Raw genomic sequence first — 25,278 nt, 5'->3', positions numbered from 1 at the left:
GGATTTTTCTTTGTCTTTCCCGCTGCGGGGAAGTTATCCAGATTATTCATTGGCGGCAGATAGGGGTAGGGCTGTGGCTCGGGAGATCATCTACTTTTCGCGTCACGGCGAGACAGACTGGAATGTTTCGCAGCGTATTCAGGGGCAGCTTGATATCGATATCAACGATAATGGGCGCAGCCAGGCCGACCGCAACGGCGATATGCTGAAATCGCTGATTGGCGAGGGTGCAGGCTTCGACTTCGTTGCAAGCCCGCTGCGACGCACGCGCGAGACGATGGAACGTATCCGTTTGCGCATGGGTCTTGATCCGTATGAATACCGCACCGATCCACAACTGATGGAAGTCAATTTCGGCGACTGGCAGGGCTTCATGATGGAAGACATTGCCAGGGAGCGTGAAGACCTTCTGGAAGCGCGCGCCCGCGACAAGTGGAATTTCGTGCCGCCGGGCACAACCGCCGAGAGCTACATGGGCCTGTCGCGCCGCATCGGGCGCTGGGTGGAAGCCGTGGAATGGCCGACTATCTGCGTGACGCATGGTGGCTGCATCCGCACGCTGTTTTACCTCTACGGGGACATGGACGGCCACGCCGCTGCCAATCTCTCCATCCCGCAGGACAAGATTCTGAAGTTTGCAAACGGCAAGCTGGAGTGGGTTTGATCCCGCAAATCAGTCTATAGTGACCGTAAACATAATTTTGCCAGCGGTGGAGGCGTTTTATGCCTTTCGAACGTTTCGCGGTCATATCGGATATTCACGGTAACAGTGACGCCTTGGCTGCAGTGCTGGCCGATATCGATGCTTTGCAAATCCAGACGATTATCAATCTCGGCGATCATCTAAGTGGTCCTTTGGCCGCGCGTGAGACAGCAGATATGCTGATGGCGCGAGAAATGATCTGCATTCGTGGCAATCATGATCGCTGGCTTGTCGAAAAGCCGCTCGCAGATATGGGGCCGTCGGATCGGGTCGCGCGCGAGCAGCTTGATGACCGACACATCGAATGGCTGCTTGCAATGCCCGCATCGCAGTCTCTGGTCGATGGACGGATATTCATCTGCCACGGGACACCGTCAAGCGATACCACCTACTGGATGGAGAAAGTGACCGCGAACGGCGAAGTCGTTCTGCGAACCCGAGATGAGATCGAGGCCGAAGCTGAAGATATAGCTGCATCGCTGATCTTTTGCGGGCATACGCACACGCCGAGGATCGTTCGCCTGGGAGATGGGCGAATGCTGGTCAATCCGGGAAGCGTGGGTTGCCCCGGTTACGACGACGATCATCCGGTTCCGCACGTCGTCCAGACCGGCAATCCCAATGCATCCTACGCTGTCATCGAACAGACCGGGTCTGGCTGGCAGATAACCCTGCGCAATATTCCCTACGATACGGCGCGGATGGTCCGGATGGCGGAGAACAACGGTCGCGCCGATTGGGCGCGTGTTGTCAGAAGTGGCTGGTTTCAGCCCACATGAAAAGAGCGGCTTATGAGCCGCTCATTCTCTTTCTGGGGGCGTGCTTACGGCGCTTCCTGAATGTCGGTGATGAAGCGCGTGCTGTCGACCATGTCATAAATGATAAGGACCTTCATGCCCTTGTTGATCGCGCTGTAATCGAACTCACCGGGCAGCTTGTATGTCTGGCCGTCATCGAGTGTTATGGTTTCGCTGTCCTTGTTGATACCGGTGATCTTGCCTTCGGCATCGTCTGCCATCGCTACCGTCGAGAAAAGCGACGCCACGATGAGAATTAATCCGACCAGATAATGCATGACTTTCCGTTCCTTTGGTTGTGCCTCGGGTTGGGTTGTCGCCTGACCGATTCGACACGATTGTCGTGATTGCGATTTTCAGCGCGTTGCGCCGGATATCCCACAGTGTAGCGTGCGGAATGTGTCAAAAAAAATGCCGGATATCGAACTTCAGAAGGAAATTTTACGTCCTCAAGGAGCTTGATTTGACCGGCGTCAAAAAGCTCAATAAAACCGGGCCGTAAAGTAGCTGCTCTCTCCTTGACCCGCTCCGGACAAGGACAATTTATTCAGGCGTCGCGCATGTCTCACAATAGTTTCGGTCATCTGTTCCGCGTAACCACCTGGGGCGAAAGCCACGGTCTGGCGCTCGGTTGCGTTGTTGACGGCTGCCCGCCCGGCATTACGTTCACGGAAGCCGAAATTCAGGCCTATCTCGACAAGCGCAAGCCCGGCCAGTCCAAATATACGACGCAGCGCCGCGAACCGGATCAGGTTCGCGTGCTTTCCGGTGTTCTTCTGGGCGACGACGGCGTGACCATGACGACGACTGGCACACCGATCTCGATGATGATCGAGAACACCGATCAGCGCTCGAAGGATTATGGCGAGATTGCCCGTCAGTATCGTCCCGGTCATGCCGATTATACCTATGACGTCAAATACGGCATTCGCGACTATCGCGGCGGCGGACGTTCGTCGGCGCGCGAAACGGCAGCTCGTGTGGCAGCAGGCGCCATAGCGCGCAAGGTCGTGCCGGGGCTTGAGGTCAAGGGCGCGCTGGTGGCCATGGGCGTGCACGGTATCGACCGCCGTCGCTGGAACTGGTCGGAAGTGGACAACAACCCTTTCTTCTCGCCGGATGCCGGTTCGGTCGAGTTGTTCGCAGACTATCTTGATGGCATTCGCAAGAGCGGATCGTCGGTCGGCGCAGTCATCGAGATTATCGCTGAAGGTGTGCCTGCTGGTATCGGGGCGCCGATCTACGGCAAGCTCGATCAGGATATTGCCAGCCTGCTGATGTCGATCAATGCGGTCAAGGGTGTGGAAATCGGCAACGGTTTCGAGGCTGCCCGTCTTACCGGCGAAGAGAACGCCGACGAAATGCGCATGGGCAATGACGGCAAGCCGCTGTTCCTGTCCAATCATGCTGGCGGGATTCTCGGTGGCATTGCGACTGGTGCGCCGGTTGTGGCGCGTTTCGCCGTCAAGCCGACCTCGTCGATCCTGACCCCGCGCCGCTCCATCGACAAGGACGGCAAGGAAGTGGATGTGAAGACCAAGGGTCGTCACGATCCGTGTGTGGGTATTCGTGCCGTACCGATCGGCGAGGCGATGGTGGCCTGTGCGATTGCAGATCATTATCTGCGTCACCGCGGCCAGACTGGCCGCGTCTGACTAACTTGGGGCCACACTGGCCGCGTCTAAACAATTTGGGGCCAGACTGGCCGCATCTGATTGAATTCGGCCATATTGGCCATATCTGACCGACGATAGGGCCCGTTGGTTGCCTGACACATAGAGGTCGAAATGAGCTATAACCAGAAACAGGTCGTGGATGCGCTTCGCGCTTTCGAACGCGGCGAAATCGTTGTGGTCATGGATGATGACGGGCGCGAGAACGAAGGCGACCTGATTGTTGCCGCCGTGCATTGCACGCCGGAAAAGATGGCCTTCATCGTCCGCCATACGTCCGGCATCGTCTGTACGCCGATGACTCGCGACGAAGCCAAGCGTCTCAACCTCGCGCCGATGGTTGCCGAAAACGAATCCGCTCACACAACAGCGTTCACTGTGACGGTCGATTACCGCCATGGCACGACGACCGGCATTTCGGCAGAAGACCGCACGCTGACCGTGCGCAATCTGGCGAACCCGAATGCCGGTGCTTCGGATTTTGTGCGTCCCGGACATATTTTCCCGCTGGTTGCCCGCGAAGGCGGCGTCTTGATGCGCTCCGGCCATACGGAAGCCGCTGTCGACCTCTGCAAGCTCGCAAACCTGCCGCCCATCGGCGTTATCTGCGAACTGGTCAACGATGACGGTTCCGTCATGCGTGGTCCGGACGTGAAGGCCTTTGCTGAAAAGCACACGCTGCATCGGGTTACGGTCGCCGACCTCATCGCCTATCGCCAGCGCAAGGAAACGCTGGTCAAGCGCGTTGGTGATGCACCGGTCAAGACCTGTGCAGGTGCGGCCCATGCCTACACCTACGAACTGCCATGGGAACCCATGCAGCACGTAGCCGTCGTGTTCGGCGATATTCGTGACGGCGAGGAAGTGCCGGTCCGCCTGCATCGCGAAGATGTGCTGAACGATGTTTTTGGCAAAGGCGGCAGCAATCTCGATGCCATCATGGAAAAGATGGGCAAGGAAGGTCGCGGCGTACTGGTCTATCTGCGCGAAGGTTCTGTTGGCGTGCGTTCCGATCACCACGACACCCGCGCCCGTGACGCGATCCAGAGCGAGCATGAAAGCCATGCCGAAGCGGTTGCCCGCGAGGAGGAATGGCGTCAGATCGGCCTTGGTGCGCAGATATTGAAGGATCTCGGAATCACGTCGATTGTGCTTTTGGCATCGCGTGAGCGTCACTATGTTGGCCTTGAAGGTTTCGGCATCCACATCGCCCGTACGGAAATCATCTAGTCTCCTTCAGACAAAGCTGGCGCATGGCCGTCATGGTCATGTGCCGGTGAGATGCTATAGTGAATCGATGACGACACGGCTTTACTGGCATCCGATCTATCTCGAACATCTGACCCCGCCCGGCCATCCCGAGCGCCCGGATCGTATCCGGGCCTTGATGAGCGAATTGGAGGGGCCGGATTTCTATCGGCTCGACCGGGTGGAAGCGCCGCGCGGCGACGAGGCGTCAGTGTTGCTTGCCCATCCGGAAAAGCATCTGGAAGCCATACGCGCCGGAATACCGGAGCCTGCTTCGGACGAGGCAGCGCCAGCGCCCGTGGTGAAGCTTGACGGCGACACCTATGTCAGCCCGAAAAGTCTGGATGCAGCGCTGACGGCGATTGGTGCGGCGACAGCGGCGGTCGATGATGTCTTTTCCGGTGCTGCAAACAACGTGTTCGTTGCAGCCCGCCCGCCGGGACATCATGCCGAGCGTTCCACTGCGATGGGCTTTTGCCTTTTCAACAATATTGCGATTGCCGCCCGTCATGCACAGCAGCGTCACGGCGCGGAACGTGTCGCTATCGTCGATTGGGATGTCCATCACGGCAACGGAACGCAGGATATTTTCAAGGACGATCCAAGCGTCCTGTTCTGTTCGACGCATCAGTTTCCCTTGTATCCCGGAACGGGGTCGAAGGACGAAACCGGCGTCGGCAACATCTTCAATGCACCACTTTCCCCCGATACGGGAAGCCGCGAATTCCGCGAGGCATTTAATAGTCGTGTATTGCCCGCTTTGGACAATTTCCGGCCAGATTTGATCCTTATTTCGGCGGGCTTCGATGCTCATTTTCGCGATCCGCTGGCCGAGCTTAATCTTGACGAAGCGGATTTTGACTGGGCGACGGGCAAACTCATGGAGCGGGCAGAAAGGTTCTGCGATCACCGGCTAGTGAGTGTGCTTGAAGGTGGATATGATCTAGAGGGCTTGTCGCAGTCCGCGTCTACGCATATTACGCGGCTGTTGAAAGGATGAATCATGGTAACCGAACCGTCCAACGCCGACATTGCAGTAATGAGCTTCGAGGATGCGTTGAAGCAGCTTGAGAAGATCGTCGACGATCTGGAGCGGGGCGACGTGCCGCTGGAAGAGTCCATTCGCATCTATGAGCGTGGCGAGGCTCTGAAAAAGCATTGCGATACGCTTCTGAAGTCTGCCGAGGACAAGGTGGAGAAGATTCGCATTGGCCGCGACGGCCAGCCGGTCGGAACCGAACCGCTCGATCCGGAATAAACTGGTCCAATAATTCTGCTCAGAACAGCGTTTTGAGCTGGGTGACATAAGGCGCGAGAATCCCGCTCAGCATGTAGGGACCTAGGCCCCAGACCAGTGTCCATCCTGCAGCTCCGACGATATTGGCCGCCAGAAAATGCAGCGGGTTCATTTTCATCGAACCCGCAACGATGCCGTTGAGCTGTCGCAGGAGCACGACGAAACGAGCCGTCGCGACCACGTAAATTCCCTTGCTGTCGAACAGTTTCTCGAACTGTTCCAGCCGTTCAGGCGTCAGCTTGACGAGGTGCCCGTATCGCAGGATCAGGCGGCGGCCACCGAAACGACCGATCAGGTATCCGGTGCAATCGCCAAGTACGGCGCCGATGAATACGGCAATCAGTACGGCTTCGATATTGAGCGTTCCATGCAAGGCAAGCAGCGAGCTTGCTATAAGGGCGCTTTCACCGGGCAAGGGTGCGCCGAAAGATTCAAAATATACGATTACGAAAAGCGCGAGCGCGCCATAGGCTGCAATATATGGTTCCAGAAAGCTCATGGATTGGCAGGTCTTTCGGCCGACAGAACTAAAAAGGCTCCGGACGAGCCGGAGCCTGAAATCTGTAACTATCACATCAGCCGATGGAACGCTTGCCGGTAATTGCGTGGTATACCCACAACACGATTATTGAGCCGATGATCGCGATAACAAGGCTGATCGGATCGAATGCGCCAGTGACGCCACGTCCAAAAAGCTGAGACGAGATCACACCGCCGACAATGGCGCCGACAATGCCGAGAGCAATATCCAGGAACAGGCCCTGGCCACTTTTATTAACGATCTTGCTGCCGATGAAGCCGGCAATCAAGCCTAGTATTATCCAGCTTATAACAGACATCTAATATCTCCCGATGCGTAAATACACTTTTGCATCACGCACTTAGGAAATTTTCACACTGCTATAAAATTTGCAAGGTATAATGCTTGTCAAATCGGGAAACCCATTTAACTTTAACTTACCGAATGCACAGTTGGCATCGGATAACAGGGAGTATCGTGTGATGGGAAGTTATGACGACAACTCAGGCAATTCGCCCATTCCCGGCGGAAGCCTCGCGAAACCGGTTCTGATTGCGCTCGGCGCCCTGCTGATCGGCAAGATGCTGAAGGGTAATAGCGAAGAGACGGAGGCCACTCAGGCGCAGCCCATACCAGTACCGGATCAGTCGCAAGCGGGCGGCGGCCTGCTCGGCGGTATCCTTGGCGGGCTTGGCGGCCTGCTTGGCGGTGCGGCTGCCGGAAATGCCTCAGCAGCTCCCTCGGCTCCGGGTTCACTGGGCGGCGGTCTTGGCGGCCTCCTTGATCAGTTGAAACAGGCTGGCCTCGGTGAAAAGGTGGATTCCTGGGTCGGCCAGGGAACCAATCATTCAATCGAGCCGGGCCAGCTTGGCGACGCAATCGGCCAGAAAACACTGAGCGAAATTGCTCAGCACGCCGGTATCGACCAGCAGGAACTTCTGGATCAGCTGTCGCAGGTTCTGCCGGGATTGGTGGACAAGCTGACGACCAACGGACAGGTACCTGACGCCAGCTCGCTTTCCAAGCTGTTGCAGGGACGCTGACAGAATTTGCATCCTGATCGAACCGCACCGCTTGTCGGTGCGGTTTTGTTTTGGGGCTACATTCGATAAAATGACGGCGCCGCTTATATATGCGTTGTAGAGCAATAGCTGGAGTTGCGTTGCATGAGTTTCTTTCCGTGTCCTGATCCGGTTCTTGGCGACAAGACGTCGGTAGACAGCATTGAAACGCTGGTCATTCCACGCACAAGCGACATCGGTGGACTGGAAGTGCGGCGAGCCTTGCCGACCGTGCGCCGCCGTCTGGTCGGGCCGTTCATTTTCTTTGATCGCATGGGACCCGCCGTTCTGAGGGATGGTGATGCGCTGGATGTGCGCCCGCACCCGCATATCGGACTTTCGACCGTGACCTATCTGTTTGACGGACATATCCGCCACAGAGACAGTCTCGGCACCGAAATGGTTATTCGTCCCGGTGACGTGAACCTCATGACCGCCGGTCGTGGCATCGTGCATTCCGAACGATCGCCAGAAGAGGAGCGCAACGGGCCACTGTCCATTTCCGGCATTCAGACCTGGCTCGCGCTGCCCGATGCGCTGGAAGAAATCAGCCCGGAATTCTTTCACACTAATGCGCCAGAACTGCCGGTGATGGAGGATCGCGATTTCTCTGGTCGGCTGATCATGGGCTCCATGCTGGGGCTGGAGTCTCCGGTGATCCAGCACGCCGATACGCTTTATGCGGATATTCGTATAGAACCGAACGGGCGCTTTCCGATCCCGCCCGTGGCCGAAGAACGCGCCATCTATACGCTGCAGGGCAATGTCGGCATTGGCGGTGAGGTCTTCCCACCGGACCGCTTGCTGGCATTCCGCCCTGGCGACGATATTGTCGTGCAGGCCGGGCCGGAAGGTGCTCATATTATGCTTTTTGGCGGTGCAACCCTCGGCTCGAAGCGCTATGTATGGTGGAACTTCGTATCCTCATCGCGAGAGAGGATAGAGCAGGCCAAGGAAGAATGGCGCAGCGGGCGTTTCGACATCGTGCCCGGTGACGAGAAGGATTTCATACCTCTGCCTGAATAATGTGGATTGCCTCCCGCTGTAGGACACGATGTCCCGCCCTGCTTGATCCTGTCGCGTTGCTACTATACCGACAACAAAACCGAACCAGAAACAGGTTGTTTTAATGTCCCGACCCACGACCCCATTGCTTGACAAGGCACCGATCCCGGAAGCCCTGCGCGCATTGCCGGAATCTGATCTGCCGCAGCTCGCGCAGGAATTGCGTGCAGAGCTGATCGACGTGGTTTCAACCACCGGCGGGCATCTGGGAGCGGGACTGGGAGTGGTGGAGCTGACAGTGGCATTGCACCATGTTTTCGACACGCCGCACGACCGTATCATCTGGGACGTTGGTCATCAGGCTTATCCGCACAAGATTTTGACCGGGCGCCGCGACCGTATCCGCACGTTGCGCCAGACCGGCGGCCTTTCGGGTTTCACCAAGCGTACTGAAAGTGAATATGATCCTTTCGGTGCTGCACATTCATCGACATCGATTTCCGCTGGCCTCGGCATGGCGGTCGCATCCGATCTTTCGGGCGAAAAGCGCAATGTTATTGCCGTCATTGGCGATGGCTCCATGTCGGCAGGCATGGCCTATGAGGCTATGAATAATGCTGGTGCGCTCGACGCGCGCCTCATTGTCATCCTCAACGATAATGATATGTCGATTGCGCCGCCGACCGGTGCGATGAGCGCCTATCTGGCGCGTCTTGTCTCCGGCAAGACCTATCGCAGCGTTCGCGAGGCCGCCAAGCAGGTCGCCAAGAAACTGCCGAAGTTTTTGCAGGACAAGGCTCGCAAATCGGAAGAATATGCGCGTGCCTTCTTTACAGGCGGCACCCTGTTCGAGGAACTTGGCTTCTACTATGTCGGTCCTATCGACGGCCATAATCTGGATCATCTGCTGCCGATCCTGAAAAACGTACGCGATACGCAGGAAGGCCCGGTGCTCATTCATGTGGTGACACAGAAGGGCAAGGGCTATGCGCCCGCAGAAGCTGCCGCCGACAAATATCACGGCGTCAACAAGTTCGACGTCATCACCGGCAAGCAGTCGAAGCCGCCTGCAAATGCACCGAGCTACACCAAGATTTTCGGCACGAGCCTGATCGAAGAAGCCCGTCACGACGACAGAATAGTGGCGATCACCGCTGCCATGCCATCGGGCACCGGGCTTGATCTCTTCGGCGAAGTGTTTCCGCAGCGCACATTCGATGTCGGTATTGCCGAGCAACATGCGGTAACCTTCGCCGCCGGTCTGGCCAGCGAGGGCTATAAGCCCTTCTGCGCGATCTATTCCACCTTCCTGCAGCGTGGTTACGACCAGGTCGTGCATGACGTGTCGATCCAGAATCTGCCGGTGCGCTTCCCCATTGATCGCGCCGGACTGGTTGGTGCCGATGGCCCGACCCATGCAGGCTCCTTCGATACGGGCTTTCTCGCAGCTCTTCCCGGTTTTGTAGTGATGGCTGCATCGGATGAAGCCGAACTGCGCCATATGGTGCGCACGGCTGCCGAATATGATGAAGGCCCGATCTCTTTCCGCTATCCGCGCGGCGATGGTGTCGGTGTTGACCTGCCAGAGCGTGGACAACTGCTCGAAATCGGCAAGGGCCGCATCGTGCGCGAAGGCACGAAGGTTGCTCTGCTGTCCTTCGGAACGCGCTTGCAGGAATGTCTTGCCGCCGCCGATGAGCTGGGTGCTGCCGGTCTTTCCACCACAGTTGCCGATGCGCGCTTTGCCAAGCCACTCGACCACGATCTGATCCGTCTTCTGGCACGCGAACATGAAGTGCTGGTTATGGTGGAAGAGGGCGCTGTCGGTGGCTTTGCTTCCCACGTGCTGCAATTCCTTGCGACTGACGGCCTTCTGGATCGTGGCCTCAAGGTGCGGGCTTTGACCTTGCCGGATACATATCAGGACCACGGCAAGCCGGATGCCATGTATGCCGAGGCCGGTCTTGACCGGACAGGCATCGTGCATGCGGTGTTTGCAGCTCTTGGCCGCGAGGCCGTTGCAGCGCCGTTTAGCGCCTGACCGATGAGCGGAGAAACGAGCGACAAGAACCTGCGGCTCGATCAGCTGCTGGTGGAGCTTGGACTGTTTGCAACGCGTTCGCGGGCGCGTGATGCAATCCAGCGCGGCACGGTCAAGGTGGACGGCAAGCCCGTCACCAAGCCGGGCCAGACGGTTTTGCGCACCGCAAAGATCGCCGTGGATGATCCGGCGAGTGCTTATGTTTCTCGCGCTGCCTTGAAGCTTATCGCGGCGCTTGACCATTTCGAGCTTGATGTGAAGGGGCGCACGGCACTCGACATCGGTGCCTCGACAGGCGGTTTCACGCAAGTTTTGCTGGAGCGCGGCGCAAGTCATGTTCTTGCCATCGATGTCGGCCACGACCAGTTGCACGAGACCCTGCGCGCCGATCCACGCGTCACCAACAAGGAAGGGCTCAACGCTCGTGCTCTGGAACTTTCCCATCTCGATGGACGCGAAATCGATTGCGTGGTTTCGGACGTGAGTTTCATTTCGCTGAAACTCGCCTTGCCTCCGGCATTGGCCTTTGCGCAAAAAGGTGCTATCTGCGCGCTTCTCGTAAAGCCGCAATTTGAAGCGGGCCGCGAGGCTATCGGCAAGGGCGGCATTTTGCGCGATCCGAAAGATGGCGAACGCATAGCAGAAGAACTGAAATCATGGCTTGAGACGCTGCCCGGCTGGCGCGCGCTCGGCCTCTGCCCGTCGCCCATCGAAGGCGGCGATGGCAATCGTGAATATCTCCTGGCAGGAAAGAAGGACCGATGACAACGCAGACAATGGGGCAAATAACAATCCGCTCGATTGGTGCGGGCGGCGATGGCGTCGCCAACCTTCCTGATGGCCAGATTTATGTGCCTTTCACACTGCCGGGTGAAGTGGCCAATGTTGCGCGCGACAAGAACCGCGCGACGGTTATGGCGCTTCTCGAAACATCGCCTGAACGGCAGGCGCCTGCCTGCCAGCATTTCGAGGATTGCGGCGGCTGCGCGCTGCAGCATTGGCAGGATGAACCCTATCGCCTGTGGAAGCGAGAACTGGTTGTCTCCGCGCTGAAGGGCAGGGGGATCGACGCGGAGGTTGCACCGCTGGTGGCTTGCCAGCCGCGGACACGCCGCCGTGCTGTTTTTGCGGCGCGCAAGACGGAGAAGGGCGTGTTGCTCGGCTTCAACCGTCACCTCAGCCATGAAATCATCGATATCGCCGAATGTGCGGTCACGGTGCCGGAAATCATTGCGCGGCTTGACGATCTGCGTGAAGTTGGGGCCTTGATTGCACCCGGCTCCAAACCGTTCAAGCTGGCAGCGACGCAGACGGAATCCGGCCTCGATCTTGCGGCAAGCGGTTGCGGCAAGCTGAGCGATGAGCAACGGCGCGCGCTAACTGCGCTTGTCATGGAAAAGGGCTTCGCGCGCCTTTCGCATGAAGGCGAGATCATCGTGGAGCCGAAGAAGCCGCTCATCCATTTCGGCAAGGTTCCGGTTCCGGTTCCGCCGGGTTGCTTCCTGCAGGCAACGGCAGATGCCGAGGAAGCAATGGTTTCGCTCGTCCTTTCGCATCTTGGCAAAGCAAAACGCGTTGCAGATCTCTTCTGCGGTGTCGGCACATTTGCGCTGCGGATTGCAGAAAAAAGTGCAGTTCATGCCGTTGAAAACGACGCGCTGGCCCTTGCGGCTCTCGACCGTGGCGTGCGCCATGTGCAGGGCTTGAAGCCCGTTTCAGTCGAACGTCGCGACCTGTTCCGCCGTCCGCTGATGCCGAAGGAATTATTGCCCTATAATGCTGTGGTTTTCGATCCTCCGCGCGCAGGTGCGGAAGAACAGGCGCTTGAACTGGCAAAATCCAAGGTGGAGAAGGTTGTCGCGGTTTCGTGCAATCCGGTGACGCTCGCCCGCGACCTCGCCATTCTGGTGAAGGGCGGCTATCGCGTCACGCGTGTCACGCCGATTGATCAGTTCCTCTGGTCGCCACATGTTGAAGCTGTGGCGACGCTGGTGAAGAAGTGAGTGTTTAAATCAACGCCCAATCCACTGCCGCTTCTGCATGCAGTTGCGTTGTGTCGAACACCGGCACCGGACTATCCTGCTGACCGATGAGCAGCATGATTTCGGTGCAGCCGAGAATGATGGCTTCGGCCCCGCGCTCAACCAGACGATTGATGACAGTGCGGTATTTTTCGCGTGATGCACTGCGTACTTCGCCGACGACCAGTTCCTGATAGATGATGTCATGCACGATTTTGCGGTCGGCATTGTCGGGCGTCACAACCTCAAGCCCGTGTTTGGCTGCGAGGCGGCCTTTGTAGAAATCCTGCTCCATCGTGAAGGCGGTGCCTAACAACCCGACTTTGGACAAGCCTGCGGCCTTGATCTTCTCCGCCGTCGGGTCAGCAATATGCACAAGGGGGATCGATGTGGCGTTTTCAACGTCAGCGGCCATTTTATGCATGGTGTTGGTGCAGATCAGGATGAAATCCGCGCCACCCTTTTCAAGGTTCTGCGCGGCCTCGATCATGTGTCTGGTCAGCTCGTCCCATTTGCCTTGATGCTGAAGCTGCTCGATTTCACCAAAATCCATCGACCACATCAGGCTCTTGGCGGAGTGCGTGCCGCCGAGCCGTGCGCGGATCTCCTGATTGATGATACGATAATATTCCTGTGAGCTTTCCCAGCTCATCCCGCCTATAAGCCCGATCGTCTTCATCAACCCCTCCCGGATAAAATTAAGGGCGGATCACTCCGCCCTTGTTACTTGATTTTGTGTTTTGGGCGAAAGCCGCAATCACATCTTTTCGATGATCTTCTGGTCACCTTCATGCGACTTGCCGTTGGCAGCGATAATGGCGGGAACGATGTCCTCCGCCTTGTCGATGACCAATGGCTTCACCTGATGTGCGGTGTGCAGGAAGCCTTCGGTCGTCATGTGCTCAAGAAGCGAAAGCATAGGCTGCCAGAAATTGTTGATGTTAGCGAACACCATCGGCTTGCGATGCTTGCCGAGCTGCGCCCAGGTCATCATCTCCACGATTTCCTCGACCGTGCCGATGCCACCGGGAAGGGTGACGAACGCATCCGACTTCTGGAACATGAGGTGTTTGCGCTCATGCATGTCACCCACGACGATAAGTTCGGTTAGCTGTTCGGCCTTTTCAAGGCTCGCTTCCTTGTCGAGCAGGAAGGTCGGAATGATGCCGGTGACTTCGCCGCCGGCCTCCATCACGCCTTGCGCAACCGCGCCCATGATGCCGCGCGTGCCACCGCCATAAACAAGGCGCAGACCGTGTTCGGCGATGGACCGGCCGAGTGTGACGCCCGCTTCGCGATAGATGGGATTCAGGCCCGTAGACGAGCCGCAATAAACACAGATGGATCGAATCTCAGACATGATTTTCTTGTGCGCTTTTGACCTTTCAGCGTCAAGCGTCTGCGATTTCATTTTGCAGTGAAGATTGGGTGGACATTCACGGTGATTGTTATATCTCAATCTGTATGTACTCCAGATTGAGAAGTGGATTGGATATGAAGAACTGGGTTGTGTTTCTCGGGCTCACCTTTGCGGCATCATCCGCATCGGCTGGCGAGATCAACATCAAACTGCCGGACGATACCGAAGTAACGACCAACTCCGTTCTGTATAAATGTGGCGAGAAGAATGTCTCAGTAACCTACTACAATGCCGGTGATATTTCGCTTGCTGAGCTGGAGCTTGAAGACGAGACTATCGTTGCTTCCAACGTCATTTCAGGGTCTGGAGCCAAATATGCCGGTGGCGTCTACATCTGGTGGACCAAGGGTGAAACGGCCGATCTCTATAACCTTATGGACGATCCGGACCAATCAAAGCCGACAAACTGTGTAGAACAGTAACCTAGCTAATAAAAAGCCTCGTACCTTTTGCTGTTTCGGTGCAGATTCCTTGTAGGGGGAAGCCAAAAGCTATAAACCCGCTATTATAGTCTCTGGCGTGGATTTCGAAGCGAAATGCAAAAGAACAGTTTAGGATTGCTCGGTATCGGGCTCGTCGCAATCGTCGCCGGGCTCGGCCTCTATTGGAATGCAACACGATCCCGCGTTGAAGCCCCGCAACCTAATGCCACTGCACCAGCTTCGAGCAATGCGCCAGCGCAGCCAGAAGCAACGCCATCCGAGACGAAGACGCCAGACGCTGCCAAGCCTGCGGGCGATGCTGCGGCAAACGATGCGAAGCCGCAAGGCGTGCAATCCGAAGAGCCAGCCAAGCAGACTGATGCCGCTCCCGCAGAGCAGGCCAGCAAAACGCCGGTTTTCGATCTCCTTCGTGTCGAGCCTGACGGTTCGGTCGTGATCGCAGGTAAGTCCCTTCCCAACGCTGATATCGAGGTTGTCGCAGGTGCCACCGTTGTGGGCAAAGCCAAGGCCGGAGCCAATGGGGATTTTGCCATTGTTCTGGATAATCCTTTGAAGGCAGGTGATCATCAGCTGGTCTTGCGTTCAACTGGTGCTGACAACAATGTCGCCACTTCCGCGCAGACCGCCATCGTGTCGGTGCCTGAAACCAAGTCGGGGCAGGTGTTGGCGCTGGTTGAGGAGCCGGGGCAGGCGAGCCGCCTGATTACCAAGCCAGAAACGGCAGAGAAGCCACAGGACAATGCGGAAGCTAACCCTGCAGCTGCGACCAAGGCAGACAAGCCGGAAGCCAAACCTGCACAGGATTTGCCGATTGCAATCGAGGCTGTGGAGATTGAAGGTCAGGCTGTTTTCGTGGCGGGTAAAGCCAAGGGCGGCAATCGCGTGATCGTCCACGCCAATGATACATTGCTTGGCGCAAGCCTCATTTCGCCTGATGGCCGTTTCCTCGTGCAGAGCAAACAACCGCTCAGCGTTGGTGATTACATCATTCGCGCCGACCTGCTCGACAATGCCAATCAGGTTCTGGCCACAGCCCGGGTCCCGTTCCATCGCGAAGCTGGCGAGAATGTCTCGGCTGTTGCTTCCGACACGGACGGTCAGACGGCGGCTGCATCGGAAGCGATTGGTGATGCGGCCGCTTCGTCGGCAACTCCACTGCAGAAAGTCGATGGCTCCGTCATCATTCGGCGTGGGGATAATCTCTGGACGATATCCAAGCGCGCCTATGGCAAGGGTACGCGATATACGACGATCTATCTCGCCAACCGCGACCAAATCCGCAATCCAGATCTCATCTGGCCGGGTCAGGTATTCAACATGCCGAAGGAACCCTTGGGCGATGGCGAGGCCAAACGCCAGTTGGAAGATAGAGCTAACTGACGGAGAGTTCATGGAACTGAAGCGCGGCTCCCAACGCAGGGAGGTGCGCTTCAGCAATAAGCGTCAGTCACGATAGTGTGTTTCCGTTTTGGCGGTCGTTTCTGGAATGAACGTCTCCAAATCTTGAACTTCAGAGCATAATCGTATATCGTCGATATACGATGAAGATAGTTCTGGACAAAAGCTCGACCGAAACTGTCGCCGATCTGGCGCAGCTTGGCATTGACGATGAAGCGGCAGCGCGCATTTGCGCCGCGCTGGGCCATCCTGTCCGCATTCGCATTATCCGCCAGTTGATGATGGAGGACGCTTGCTGCTGCAAGGATATTGTCGGCAAGCTCGACCTTGCGCAATCGACGGTTTCCCAACACCTCAAGGTGCTCGTGCAGGCCGGTCTTATCGATTATCGGCCTGAGCGCCAGTCCTCGCGTTACAGCGTCAACTGGCAGCAACTAAACGCTGTCCGCACGCATTTTGCTTCCTTCAAGAGCAGATGCTGCGGCTAGAGCATGTCTCCCGAAAGTGTGAACCGGTTTCGGGATAAAGACATGCGTGAAAACAAAGAGATAGAGCGATGACGGAGTTTCATCTCGTACGAAATCGCTTGAGCCCACCGACTTGAAAGAACGCACCATGAGTTCCCCCAAAACGGTTTCCGCCGACTCCGGCGAAACGTTCAAGACACTGCGAAATCTCTGGCCCTATATGTGGCCGTCCGACAGGCCCGATCTGCGTATGCGCGTCGTCTGGGCCACGTTCTATCTGGTGATTTCCAAGATCGTGCTCATCCTCGTGCCCTATTTCTTCAAATGGGTGACGAATGCCTTGACCGGTCAATTGAACCCGCCGGATTATATCCCGCTGTTTCTGGTCGGCGCAGTGATGCTTGTGCTGGCTTATAACGGCGCCAAGATCGTACAGGCTGGCCTCAACCAGCTTCGCGATGCATTGTTTGCAAGCGTCGGGCAATATGCGGTACGCCAGCTGGCCTACCGAACCTTCGTGCACATGCACCAGCTGTCGCTCAGGTTCCATCTTGAACGGCGCACGGGCGGACTTTCGCGGGTCATTGAGCGCGGCACCAAGGGCATTGAAACGATTGTTCGTTTCACGATCCTCAACACCCTGCCCACCATTCTTGAGTTTGCGCTGACGGCGGTGATTTTCGCCTTCGCGTACGGCATTTCCTATCTGCTCGTGGTTGCGGCGACGGTTTGGCTCTATACGTGGTTTACGATCAAGGCGAGCGACTGGCGCATCAATATTCGCCGCGAAATGAACGACTCCGATACGGATGCCAATACCAAGGCAATCGACTCGCTGCTCAACTTTGAAACCGTCAAATATTTCGGCAACGAGAACATGGAAGCAAAGCGCTTCGATGCTTCGATGGCTCGCTATGAAAAGGCTGCAACCCAGACATGGACGTCGCTTGGCTGGCTGAACTTCGGTCAGGCCGTAATCTTTGGTGTCGGCATGGCGGTGGTCATGGTCATGTCAGCGTTGGAAGTCCGGGCCGGAACGCAATCCATCGGCGACTTCGTTTTCATTAATGCCATGCTGATGCAGCTATCCATCCCGCTCAATTTCATCGGTTTCATCTATCGCGAAATTCGTCAGGGTTTGACCGATATCGAGCAGATGTTCGATCTCCTTGATGTGAAGCAGGAAGTCGTCGACAAGCCCAATGCACCAGCATTGAAAATCAATCACGGCGCAATCCGTTTCGATGATGTGAATTTTGCCTATGATGCGAACCGCCCGATCCTCAAGGGCATCAGTTTTGAAGTTCCGGCAGGAAAGACGGTGGCGATAGTCGGACCGTCGGGTGCGGGTAAATCCACGATCTCGCGACTGCTGTTTCGCTTCTATGATGTCCAGTCGGGATCGGTTTCCATCGACGGGCAGGACGTCCGCGACGTCACGCAGGAAAGCCTGCGCAAGGTCATTGGCATGGTGCCGCAGGACACTGTGCTGTTCAACGATACGATCGCTTACAACATTCGCTATGGCCGTCCTGATGCCACGACCGAAGAAGTGGAAAAGGCGGCTGAGCTGGCGCAGATTTCTGGCTTCATCAAGCATCTGCCGGAAGGCTATCAGGCCATGGTTGGCGAACGCGGCCTCAAGCTTTCGGGCGGTGAGAAACAGCGTGTAGCCATTGCGCGCACGATCCTGAAAGCGCCTCCAATCCTGATCCTCGATGAGGCGACCTCCGCGCTCGATACCGCGACCGAGCAGGAAATCCAGTCTGCACTCGACATCGTTAGCCGTGGGCGTACCACGCTAGTCATCGCGCACCGTCTGTCGACCGTCATCAGTGCGGATGAGATCATCGTTCTGAAGGACGGTCTGATTGCCGAGCGCGGCACCCACCGCATGCTCCTCAAGCATAAGGGGCTTTACGCGTCCATGTGGGCTCGTCAGCGCGAGGCGGATGAGGCGGAAGAGCGTCTGCGTCAGGTTCGCGAAAGTGACGAATTGGGTATCGTCACACGTGGTGTTCCGGCGGCGGAATAGGCAGTTTATCGGCAGCTAGTTATATTAGGGCGCGATCACGTGCCCTAACAGCCGTGAATAATTTGCGAAATGGATTTCGATTCTGAACAGGATGAGGTAAATAACGGCCAAACTCAAAGGAAGAGCGATGAGCCTTACTGACACCATCCGCAATACTTTCGTGCCGATCCATCGGGAAGGCTATCCGTTTATCGCGGGCTTTTTCGTGGTTTCGCTAATTCTGGGCTGGCTTTGGGACCCGTTGTTCTGGATCGGCATGGTGCTGACCGTCTGGTGCATCTACTTCTATCGTGATCCGGAGCGCGTGACGCCGATGGACGATGATTTGGTCATCAGTCCTGCTGACGGCAAGGTTTCCTTCGTCGGTCCGGCTGTGCCACCAGCCGAGCTGGATCTCGGCGCTGAACCACGTATGCGCGTGTCGGTTTTCATGAATGTGTTCTCGGTTCACATCAACCGGTCTCCGGTGCGTGGCAAGATCGAGAAGGTCGTGCATCGTCCGGGCAAGTTCCTCAACGCGGAACTGGACAAGGCCAGCACGGAAAACGAACGCAACAGCGTCCTGATCGAAAGCCCGCATGGCAAGATCGGTGTTGTCCAGATTGCCGGTCTGGTCGCGCGGCGCATCGTTTGCTGGTCGAACGAGGATGATGATTTGTCCGTGGGCGAGCGGTTCGGCCTGATCCGTTTCGGATCGCGCGTCGATGTCTATCTTCCTGCCGATGCGATCGTTCGTGTTGCAGTTGGCCAGACGGCAGTCGCCGGTGAAACCGTGCTGGCCGATTACGGCAGCGTGCGCGGCGAACCTGTGGTGCGGATCGGCTGAGCCGATGGAGACGCCCTTTCCGCCTTTTGAGCCCAATGGCCGCGTGGATTCATCGCGCGGCCCCAAGCTGTCGCAGATACCGCTACGTATCGTCATTCCCAATGTCATAACGGTTCTCGCCATCTGTGCTGGTCTTACCGGCATCCGTCTGGCTTTCGAGAACCGCTTCGAGCTTGCTGTCGTGATGGTCCTCGTCGCAGCCTTTCTCGATGGCATAGATGGGCGCGTTGCTCGCATGATGAAGGGATCATCGAAGTTCGGCGCGCAGATGGATTCGCTCGCCGATATCGTCAATTTCGGTGTCGCGCCCGCTCTGGTGCTCTATGCCTTTATGCTCGATCAGGCGCGCTCGTTCGGCTGGATTGCTGCACTTCTTTATGCCATCGCCTGCTGCCTGCGGCTTGCGCGTTTCAATGTCATGCTCGAAGACCCGAACCGTCCGGCATGGCAGAGCAATTATTTCATCGGTGTGCCTGCACCGGCAGGCGCCATGCTTGTCCTGTTGCCGGTCTACCTCGGCTTTCTTGGTCTGACACCAACGCGGGCGCTCGCTTTCGGCGTGGCGATCTATACCGTCGCAATCGCGTTTCTGCTTGTAAGCCGCCTGCCGGTCTATAATGGTAAGTCCGCCGGAAGCCTTGTCCGGCGCGATATCGTCATGCCGCTCATCCTGTTCGTGGTAGTTTACGTCGCGTTCCTGATGAGTTTTACCTGGCAGACATTGAGCCTCACGGCGCTCGCCTATCTCGTATTTCTTCCGTTCAGTCTGGCTGCCTGGAACAAGCGCGAAGCCGCTGACCGAAAAGCGGAGGAAGAAGCCGGGACCGAAGAGGATACACCGTCAGAGGAAAACTGATGGCAATGCCTGTTTGATGAAACCAACGCGCTCCTCGACCGATGATTTTGGCAGGAGCGCGATTTCATATCCAAGCCGTCTGTAGGTTTTATCCATCGCCTCGAATGTGCGTGCGGCTTCCTCGAAATCCTGCTTCCGCTCAGCATCATGACCAAAGATTTCCGCCCATGGCGGAGCGAGAAACACTGTTCTGTTGTACTGAAACTGCCGTGCGGCTTCTTCCATATGCTGCGGAACGGGCAGGTTACACAGCATCAGATAGCCGATTACGTCAGGAACACCGCGGTCGAAGAGGACCGTCCCGGGCTGTTGTTTCGCCATCGCGTGCGAGCGCATTTCCCATGAAAGCATTAGCTCCGCAAAAAGCGCGCGGTCACTCCAGGGCAGGGCATTGCCGCCGATAGCGACCTGATCCTGAATGATGGCACGTCCAGCCTCCACAGTGCGGGGAAAGCCCTGCCTTTCGAGTGCATCGATCAGTGTGCTTTTGCCTGATCCGGGCCCGCCGCTGATGATAATGAAACGCTGGTGATCATTGGTCATAAGTCCTCCAATAGCAAAGGGAACGCGCGCCAAATTTGGCAGCACGTGAAAAAGGGGTCTAAGGGGGGAGAAATGCCCGCTGAAAAAAGAGCCAACAGATGGCCAGGCGGGAAACATTAATAAGTAAATACATAGAACCGGCCTTGCATATAGGCAAGGCCGGAGGACCGAAATCAGCTCGGCAGATGATAGTCGAGGAAGCGGTCCTGACGTACGTCGAAAAGCTTGCCCGTGACGTCAAGTGCCGGATCGGCGAGCTTGACGATCTTTTCTGCGACCGACTGTGGTGTTGGCAGCGTCTCTGGATCTTCGCCCGGCATCGCCTGCGCGCGCATTGCCGTGCGGGTGGCGCCCGGATTGACCGAGTTGATCTTGAGCTTCATCTGCTTCGTTTCTTCGGCCCAGCTGCGCGCCATGACTTCGACAGCAGCTTTCGAGGCAGCATACGGCCCCCAGAAGGCGCGGCAGGTATGTGCCACACCGGAGGAGAGCAGAATGGCACGTCCCGCGTCGGAAGCCCGAAGCAGCGGATCGGTGGACCGAATAAGACGCCATACGCTGGTGACATTGACGTTCATGAGCTTCTCGAACGTCTTGGCCTCGACATGGCCGATCGGCGAGATCGTGCCGAGGACACCCGCATTGGCAACCATGATATCTAGCTTACCCCAGCGCTCATGAATGGAGCCGCCGAGGCGATCAATAGCTTCCATATCGGTAATATCGAGAGGCACCAGCGTCGCATTGCCACCCAGTTTGCGGATATCGTCGTCCAGCTCTTCAAGTCCGCCGACGGTGCGAGCGACTGCGATTACATGTGCGCCGCGTTTTGCCAGTTCAAGTGAAAGAAAATAGCCAATACCGCGCGATGCGCCTGTTACCAGTGCGATGCGGCCCGTAAGGTCGATGCTCATCTAGTCCCCATATGATGCAAAAACATGAAACAGGCGGCCTTTTGGGCCGCCTGCGTGAAGAATCGGGCGATCAGCCGTTGCTTGCGAGCAGCGACAGCGTATGCACATTGCTCTCGCCTTCCTGATCGAGGAGGCGGGTCGGATATTCGCCCGTGAAGTAATGATCGGTGAAAGCCGGTGCTTTCGGATCTCGTGGCTTCCCGCCAACGGCCTTGTAGAGCCCGTCGATGGAAAGAAATGCCAGAGAATCCGCGCCGATGTAGCGGCACATGGATTCCAGGTCTTTGTGCTGGTTGGCCAGCAGCTTATCGGCATGGGGGGTGTCGATACCGTAGAAATCCGGATGGTAAATCATTGGACTTGCCACGCGGATATGCACTTCCTTTGCGCCCGCATCGCGGATCATCTGAACGATCTTGACCGATGTGGTGCCGCGCACAATGGAATCATCCACCAGCACGACGCGCTTGCCTTCGATCATGGCGCGATTGGCTGAATGCTTCAGCTTGACGCCCAGTGCACGAATTTGCTGAGTCGGCTCGATAAAGGTACGGCCCACATAATGGTTGCGGATGATGCCATATTCGAACGGAATGCCGCTTGCCTGCGCGAAGCCGAGAGCGGCAGGCGTGCCGCCATCAGGCACCGGCACGACAACATCAGCTTCGATACCGGCTTCCTTGGCAAGCTCCATGCCCATATTCTTGCGCGCGACATACACGCTGCGACCGCCGACGACGGAGTCGGGGCGGGCGAAATAGACATATTCGAACAGGCAGAGCCGTTCCGGCTGTGGATTTTCGGCCTTGATGGATTCGATGGTGATGGAGCCGTCCTTCTGGATCTCGCAGATGATCACTTCGCCATTTTCGACGTCGCGAACATATTTCGCGCCGATAATGTCGAGGGCACAGGTTTCCGAGCAGAAGATAGGCTTGCCGTCGAGCTCACCCATGACAAGCGGGCGGATGCCGATTACGTCACGCGCGGCAATCAGCTTGGTGCGGGTCAGCGCCAGCATGGCGTAACCGCCTTCGACCTGACGAATGGCATCGACGAAACGGTCGGACGAGGATGCATGGCGCGAACGGGCGATCATATGCAGCACGACTTCGGTATCGGACGTCGCCTGGAAGATCGCGCCGGAAGCAATCAGTTGTTTGCGCAGCGTTATGCCGTTGGTGAAATTGCCGTTATGGGCAATGGCAATGCCGCCGACTTCCAGTTCCGCGAACAATGGCTGCACATTGCGCAGGATCGTCTCGCCGGTGGTGGAGTAGCGCACATGACCGATGGCACGGTCGCCGGGCAGGCGGTTCAGCGTTGCTGCATCGGTGAAATGATCGCCGACGAGGCCCATATGGCGTTCGGAATGAAAACGGCGATTGTGATAGGAAACGATACCGGCGGCTTCCTGCCCGCGATGCTGGAGGGCATGCAGGCCCAATGCGGTCAGCGCGGCTGCGTCTTCATGGCCAAGTATGCCAAATACGCCGCATTCTTCATGCAGGGTGTCTTCGTCCAGCATAAAGGAGGCATTTTCAGAAGAATGGCTGGTCATTGCCGCAAGGCCTTTCGATTGCAGAGGCAACTAAAGCATGTCGCGGAAAAGTGGAGACCGGTTTTCCGATAACGACATGCGTAAAGACTTCAAGCGCCTCTCTATCACAAGATAGCTTTTTGTTAAAAGCGAAGAGTTCACCGCTGCGTCGATATAGTCTCATGAACATTAGTATCGCACGATGCCGGCGAATAATCTCGCAAATTCCCGCCTGAAATATGATCGCGAAACCGAAATGACAATGTGTGAACGTCATTTTGGCATTTCACATCAGTCGGCTTTTGTCTCCAGAATTGAAAAAGCCGCCAGCGGGGCCGACGGCTTCTCGATATCTCGGAACAGCTTATTGCTGTGCAGGCGTATCGTCGGGAACCGGCGCTTCTTCCTGCTCGCCGGACGCTGGAGCGTTCTGCTGCGGCTTGAACTTGTCGATCATCTGGTCGGGATTAGCTGGCAGAAGGTCGATCAGCTGCTGGCCGAACGAATCGAGCATTGGCTTCGATTTCGCGTTCGTCACCCAGGTTGGCTGGTTCGTCGGGACGAGCCAGTTGAAGAACAGCATAGCAACGACAACGAGAAGCACACCGCGCACTCCGCCGAACAGGAAGCCGAGCGTGCGGTCAAGCGCGCCGATACGGCTGTCGATGATGAAATCGGCGATCTTCATGGTGATCAGCGAAACGACGATCAGCACGACGAGGAAGACGGCGCCAGCGGCGGCAATCTTCGCGATGGTTTCGTTGTTAATATAGGGCTGCACGAAAGGCAGAACCGGCTGGTAGAAAAGGTAGGCCGCAGCGGCCGCTGCCGCCCACGATACCAGCGACAGCACCTCGCGGGAAAAACCGCGCACCATCGCCAAAACGGCTGAAACCAGCGTTATCCCGAGTAGAATTCCATCAAGCATGGTTATCGGCATTCTGCCTGTCCTCAGTTATTATGCGCAATCACTTTAATACGCAGGGCAGTCAAAGATGCTGGAGCTTATCACCGGAAGGTTGACAGATTCTTCCAGTCATAAAATTCCAGATTTATTGCTTCTTTCCGGAGCCCGAAGCCGCGATGCGCGCAACAAGGTCGGGCAGAGCCGAAGTTTCCATAAGCCGGAAGTTGCGATCTTTCCAAAGTTCGCCACTGCCGCCGGGCACTTCTGCCTGCCGGAAACCGAGTTTCTCGGCTTCCTTGAGCCTCTGTACTGCATGCGTCACCGCGCGAACAGCACCGGAAAGGCTGATTTCGCCGAAATAAACACAATCTGGCGGAAGGGCAATACCGGCCATGGATGAAACCAGTGCAGCAGCCACAGCTATATCGGCGGCAGGCTCGCTGATACGATAACCGCCCGCGACATTCAGGTAGACATCGTGCTGGCCGAAACGAACGCCGCAATGCGATTCGAGCACGGCGAGGATCATGGCAAGTCGTCCGCCGTCCCAGCCGACGACCGCACGACGCGGGGTGCCGAGCGAGGAGGGGGCGACAAGCGCCTGTATCTCCACCAGCACCGGGCGCGTGCCTTCCATGCCGGCGAAGACAGCTGCACCTGGAGCCTTGGCGTTACGCTCTCCAAGGAAAAGCTCGGACGGGTTGGAAACCTCACGCAGCCCACCATCGGACATCTCGAAGACACCGATCTCGTCGGTGGGGCCGAAACGGTTCTTCACCGTGCGCAGGATGCGATAGTGATGTCCGCCTTCACCTTCGAAATAGAGGACACCATCGACCATATGTTCGACCACGCGAGGGCCTGCAATCTGGCCGTCTTTGGTAACATGTCCCACCAGCACGACTGCGGAACCAGTCTGCTTGGCATAGCGGATCATGGCTTGTGCCGACGAACGCACCTGCGTGACCGTGCCGGGAGCAGAATCTGCCATATCGGTCCAGAGCGTCTGGATCGAATCGATGATGACGAGATCGGGTCGCTTGGTATCAGAAATGGTAGCGATGATGTCTTCGACGTTGGTTTCGGCAGCAAGTTCCACCGCTGACGATGCCACACCGAGACGCTGCGCACGCAGACGTATCTGCGCGACGGCTTCTTCGCCTGAAACATAAACAATGCGATGGCCACGATTGGAAAGGGCGGCTGCAGCCTGCGTCAACAGCGTGGATTTGCCGATCCCGGGATCGCCACCGATCAGAAGGGCTGAACCGCGCACAAAACCGCCGCCGGTAACCCGGTCAAGCTCGCTAATACCAGAAATGATGCGTGGCGCATCTTCGATGTCGCCAGACAGGGAGGTGAGGGCAACGGCGCGACCTTTGCGCTTGGACAATATGGCGCCGGGACCAGACCCGATGCCGCTATTGGTGCCTTCCTCGACAAGCGTGTTCCACTCACCGCAGGAATCGCACTTACCCGCCCAGCGCGAATGAACCGCGCCGCAATTCTGGCAGATGAATTGAACGCGCGCTTTCGCCATCAGACGCGCTCCATCTTGATCGT

General features: G+C 57.1%; 27 protein-coding genes. 17 read left to right on the top strand and 10 right to left on the bottom strand.

What is annotated here, in order from left to right; genetic code table 11:
* Positions 1-73 precede the first annotated feature (73 nt).
* Both AC1RHM_RS15670 and AC1RHM_RS15665 read left to right on the top strand, forming a co-directional pair.
* Entirely contained in the window at positions 74-664 is a 591-nt protein-coding gene (locus AC1RHM_RS15670) for a histidine phosphatase family protein (RefSeq protein ID WP_036581416.1), read from the top strand.
* Positions 665-723: 59 nt separating this feature from the next.
* Entirely contained in the window at positions 724-1,482 is a 759-nt protein-coding gene (locus tag AC1RHM_RS15665) for a metallophosphoesterase family protein (protein ID WP_036581409.1), read from the top strand.
* A 44-nt stretch (positions 1,483-1,526) separates the two neighbouring features.
* On the opposite strand, the gene AC1RHM_RS15660 is transcribed toward AC1RHM_RS15665, so the two are convergent.
* Positions 1,527-1,778, bottom strand: coding sequence for a DUF1344 domain-containing protein (locus AC1RHM_RS15660; RefSeq protein ID WP_010658359.1), 252 nt, complete (start codon positions 1,776-1,778; stop codon positions 1,527-1,529).
* A 282-nt stretch (positions 1,779-2,060) separates the two neighbouring features.
* Between AC1RHM_RS15660 and aroC the strand changes: the two genes are divergently transcribed.
* From aroC to AC1RHM_RS15640, 4 genes are all read left to right on the top strand, one after another.
* Positions 2,061-3,155, top strand: a complete 1,095-nt coding sequence (aroC, locus tag AC1RHM_RS15655; protein ID WP_036581406.1) for a chorismate synthase — start codon at positions 2,061-2,063, stop codon at positions 3,153-3,155.
* A 132-nt stretch (positions 3,156-3,287) separates the two neighbouring features.
* Positions 3,288-4,403: a 3,4-dihydroxy-2-butanone-4-phosphate synthase gene (ribB, locus tag AC1RHM_RS15650; protein ID WP_012090813.1), complete on the top strand. Its 1,116-nt coding sequence runs from the start codon at positions 3,288-3,290 to the stop codon at positions 4,401-4,403.
* A 67-nt stretch (positions 4,404-4,470) separates the two neighbouring features.
* The gene (locus AC1RHM_RS15645; protein ID WP_036585965.1) at positions 4,471-5,421 is read left to right on the top strand and encodes a histone deacetylase family protein; all 951 of its coding nucleotides are present in this window, start codon (positions 4,471-4,473) and stop codon (positions 5,419-5,421) included.
* 3 nt (positions 5,422-5,424) lie between these two features.
* A complete protein-coding gene (locus AC1RHM_RS15640; RefSeq protein ID WP_002963588.1) occupies positions 5,425-5,679 on the top strand; it encodes an exodeoxyribonuclease VII small subunit in 255 nt (84 codons plus the stop codon).
* A 19-nt stretch (positions 5,680-5,698) separates the two neighbouring features.
* Here the strand turns inward: AC1RHM_RS15640 and AC1RHM_RS15635 are convergent, their stop codons facing one another.
* On the bottom strand, positions 5,699-6,217 hold the full coding sequence (locus AC1RHM_RS15635) for a DedA family protein (RefSeq protein WP_010658363.1): 519 nt from the start codon (positions 6,215-6,217) through the stop codon (positions 5,699-5,701).
* A gap of 76 nt (positions 6,218-6,293) precedes the next feature.
* On the bottom strand, positions 6,294-6,557 hold the full coding sequence (locus AC1RHM_RS15630) for a GlsB/YeaQ/YmgE family stress response membrane protein (RefSeq protein ID WP_006466196.1): 264 nt from the start codon (positions 6,555-6,557) through the stop codon (positions 6,294-6,296).
* 163 nt (positions 6,558-6,720) lie between these two features.
* Between AC1RHM_RS15630 and AC1RHM_RS15625 the strand changes: the two genes are divergently transcribed.
* The 5 genes from AC1RHM_RS15625 (at position 6,721) to AC1RHM_RS15605 (ending at position 12,348) form a co-directional block, all read left to right on the top strand.
* Positions 6,721-7,281: a YidB family protein gene (locus AC1RHM_RS15625; protein WP_029925573.1), complete on the top strand. Its 561-nt coding sequence runs from the start codon at positions 6,721-6,723 to the stop codon at positions 7,279-7,281.
* A gap of 123 nt (positions 7,282-7,404) precedes the next feature.
* Positions 7,405-8,325: a pirin family protein gene (locus AC1RHM_RS15620; protein WP_036585963.1), complete on the top strand. Its 921-nt coding sequence runs from the start codon at positions 7,405-7,407 to the stop codon at positions 8,323-8,325.
* A gap of 103 nt (positions 8,326-8,428) precedes the next feature.
* The gene (dxs, locus tag AC1RHM_RS15615) at positions 8,429-10,345 is read left to right on the top strand and encodes a 1-deoxy-D-xylulose-5-phosphate synthase (protein ID WP_036585960.1); all 1,917 of its coding nucleotides are present in this window, start codon (positions 8,429-8,431) and stop codon (positions 10,343-10,345) included.
* Positions 10,346-10,348: 3 nt separating this feature from the next.
* Positions 10,349-11,110, top strand: a complete 762-nt coding sequence (locus tag AC1RHM_RS15610; protein WP_010658367.1) for a TlyA family RNA methyltransferase — start codon at positions 10,349-10,351, stop codon at positions 11,108-11,110.
* Positions 11,107-12,348 carry a class I SAM-dependent RNA methyltransferase gene (locus tag AC1RHM_RS15605; RefSeq protein ID WP_036581366.1) on the top strand — a complete coding sequence of 414 codons (1,242 nt, stop codon included), beginning with the start codon at positions 11,107-11,109 and terminating at the stop codon, positions 12,346-12,348. Before AC1RHM_RS15610 ends, AC1RHM_RS15605 begins: the two co-directional genes overlap by 4 nt.
* A 4-nt stretch (positions 12,349-12,352) precedes the next feature.
* On the opposite strand, the gene AC1RHM_RS15600 is transcribed toward AC1RHM_RS15605, so the two are convergent.
* Entirely contained in the window at positions 12,353-13,045 is a 693-nt protein-coding gene (locus AC1RHM_RS15600) for an aspartate/glutamate racemase family protein (protein WP_492332586.1), read from the bottom strand.
* A gap of 78 nt (positions 13,046-13,123) precedes the next feature.
* Positions 13,124-13,726, bottom strand: coding sequence for an LOG family protein (locus AC1RHM_RS15595; protein ID WP_036581371.1), 603 nt, complete (start codon positions 13,724-13,726; stop codon positions 13,124-13,126).
* Positions 13,727-13,860: 134 nt separating this feature from the next.
* Here AC1RHM_RS15595 and AC1RHM_RS15590 point away from each other — a divergent pair, with 134 nt between their 5' ends.
* The 6 genes from AC1RHM_RS15590 (at position 13,861) to pssA (ending at position 19,811) form a co-directional block, all read left to right on the top strand.
* The gene (locus tag AC1RHM_RS15590) at positions 13,861-14,208 is read left to right on the top strand and encodes an MliC family protein (protein WP_029925558.1); all 348 of its coding nucleotides are present in this window, start codon (positions 13,861-13,863) and stop codon (positions 14,206-14,208) included.
* 114 nt (positions 14,209-14,322) lie between these two features.
* On the top strand, positions 14,323-15,609 hold the full coding sequence (locus AC1RHM_RS15585; protein ID WP_036581359.1) for an Ig-like domain-containing protein: 1,287 nt from the start codon (positions 14,323-14,325) through the stop codon (positions 15,607-15,609).
* Between the two features lie 161 nt (positions 15,610-15,770).
* Positions 15,771-16,115 (top strand): ArsR/SmtB family transcription factor, encoded by a 345-nt coding sequence (locus AC1RHM_RS15580; protein WP_010658373.1) that lies wholly within the window; start codon positions 15,771-15,773, stop codon positions 16,113-16,115.
* A 127-nt stretch (positions 16,116-16,242) separates the two neighbouring features.
* The gene (locus AC1RHM_RS15575) at positions 16,243-18,129 is read left to right on the top strand and encodes an ABCB family ABC transporter ATP-binding protein/permease (protein WP_492332585.1); all 1,887 of its coding nucleotides are present in this window, start codon (positions 16,243-16,245) and stop codon (positions 18,127-18,129) included.
* Between the two features lie 127 nt (positions 18,130-18,256).
* A complete protein-coding gene (locus AC1RHM_RS15570; protein ID WP_036581352.1) occupies positions 18,257-18,955 on the top strand; it encodes a phosphatidylserine decarboxylase in 699 nt (232 codons plus the stop codon).
* A 4-nt stretch (positions 18,956-18,959) separates the two neighbouring features.
* Positions 18,960-19,811 (top strand): CDP-diacylglycerol--serine O-phosphatidyltransferase, encoded by an 852-nt coding sequence (pssA, locus tag AC1RHM_RS15565; RefSeq protein WP_029925549.1) that lies wholly within the window; start codon positions 18,960-18,962, stop codon positions 19,809-19,811.
* On the opposite strand, the gene AC1RHM_RS15560 is transcribed toward pssA, so the two are convergent.
* The 5 genes from AC1RHM_RS15560 to radA form a co-directional block, all read right to left on the bottom strand.
* Positions 19,797-20,354, bottom strand: coding sequence for an AAA family ATPase (locus tag AC1RHM_RS15560; RefSeq protein WP_036581348.1), 558 nt, complete (start codon positions 20,352-20,354; stop codon positions 19,797-19,799). The genes pssA and AC1RHM_RS15560 overlap by 15 nt on opposite strands.
* A 173-nt stretch (positions 20,355-20,527) precedes the next feature.
* The gene (locus tag AC1RHM_RS15555) at positions 20,528-21,268 is read right to left on the bottom strand and encodes an SDR family NAD(P)-dependent oxidoreductase (RefSeq protein ID WP_029925545.1); all 741 of its coding nucleotides are present in this window, start codon (positions 21,266-21,268) and stop codon (positions 20,528-20,530) included.
* Positions 21,269-21,338: 70 nt separating this feature from the next.
* Positions 21,339-22,829, bottom strand: coding sequence for an amidophosphoribosyltransferase (purF, locus tag AC1RHM_RS15550; RefSeq protein ID WP_036586138.1), 1,491 nt, complete (start codon positions 22,827-22,829; stop codon positions 21,339-21,341).
* A 343-nt stretch (positions 22,830-23,172) separates the two neighbouring features.
* Positions 23,173-23,748 (bottom strand): CvpA family protein, encoded by a 576-nt coding sequence (locus AC1RHM_RS15545; protein ID WP_010658380.1) that lies wholly within the window; start codon positions 23,746-23,748, stop codon positions 23,173-23,175.
* A gap of 112 nt (positions 23,749-23,860) precedes the next feature.
* A complete protein-coding gene (gene radA / locus AC1RHM_RS15540; protein ID WP_010658381.1) occupies positions 23,861-25,255 on the bottom strand; it encodes a DNA repair protein RadA in 1,395 nt (464 codons plus the stop codon).
* Positions 25,256-25,278 lie beyond the last annotated feature (23 nt).

It is taken from the genome of Brucella sp. GW823-FHT04E01, from assembly GCF_058796175.1.
This window is presented reverse-complemented; position numbering and strand designations above follow the sequence as displayed.